The organism is Paracoccus wurundjeri, assembly GCF_030678915.1.
GTDB classification, from domain to species: Bacteria; Pseudomonadota; Alphaproteobacteria; order Rhodobacterales; family Rhodobacteraceae; genus Paracoccus; species Paracoccus onubensis_A.
Genome location: NZ_JAUUTZ010000061.1, coordinates 1 through 1177 on the forward strand (window position 1 = coordinate 1; position 1177 = coordinate 1177).

The 1177-nt window shown below is 60.8% G+C and carries 1 protein-coding gene; it reads right to left on the reverse strand.

The features are described from left to right. Position 1 precedes the first annotated feature (1 nt). Positions 2-1177 (reverse strand): elongation factor Tu (tuf, locus tag Q0601_RS24600; RefSeq protein WP_305292844.1); only part of this gene is annotated, 1176 nt, incomplete at its 5' end.

Consider the following 1177-nt stretch of genomic DNA (forward strand, 5'->3'; position numbering starts at 1 on the left):
GTTACTGGATAATTTTCGAGACGACGCCAGCGCCGACGGTGCGCCCGCCTTCGCGGATCGCGAAGCGCAGTTTCTCTTCCATCGCGATCGGCGCGATCAGCTCGACCTCGAATTTCAGGTTGTCGCCAGGCATCACCATCTCGGTGCCTTCCGGCAGGTTAACCGTGCCGGTCACGTCGGTCGTCCGGAAGTAGAATTGCGGACGATAGTTCGCGAAGAACGGCGTGTGACGGCCACCCTCTTCCTTGGTCAGGATGTAAGCCTCGGCCTCGAACTTGGTATGCGGCGTCACCGAGCCGGGCTTGGCCAGAACCTGGCCACGCTCAACGCCGTCACGCTCCACACCGCGCAGCAGGGCGCCGATATTGTCGCCCGCTTCACCACGGTCCAGAAGCTTGCGGAACATCTCCACGCCCGTGCAGGTGGTTTTCTTGGTGTCGCGGATGCCCACGATTTCCAGTTCGTCACCCACGTTAACCGCGCCGCGCTCGACACGGCCGGTCACAACCGTACCACGGCCCGAGATCGAGAACACATCCTCGATCGGCATCAGGAACGGCTGATCCACGGCGCGCTCCGGCGTCGGGATGTATTCGTCGACCGCTTTCAGCAGCTCGCGGATCGAGTTCTCGCCGATTTCCGGATCGCGGCCTTCCAAAGCGGCCAGAGCCGAGCCCTTGATGATCGGAATATCGTCGCCCGGATAGTCATAGCTGGTCAGCAGCTCACGCACTTCCATCTCGACCAGTTCAAGCAGTTCCTCGTCATCCACCTGATCGACCTTGTTCAGGTAAACGACCATGTAGGGGATGCCCACCTGACGGCCCAGCAGGATATGCTCGCGCGTTTGCGGCATCGGGCCATCGGCGGCATTAACCACCAGGATCGCGCCGTCCATCTGCGCCGCGCCCGTGATCATGTTCTTCACATAGTCGGCGTGGCCCGGGCAGTCCACATGCGCATAGTGGCGCGCATCGGTCTCATATTCCACATGCGCCGTCGAGATCGTGATCCCCCGCGCCTTCTCTTCCGGCGCGCCGTCGATCTGGTCATAGGCCCGGAAATCGCCAAAATACTTCGTGATCGCTGCCGTCAAAGTCGTCTTGCCGTGGTCAACGTGACCAATCGTCCCGATATTGACGTGCGGTTTGTTCCGTTCAAACTTTGCCTTTGCCAT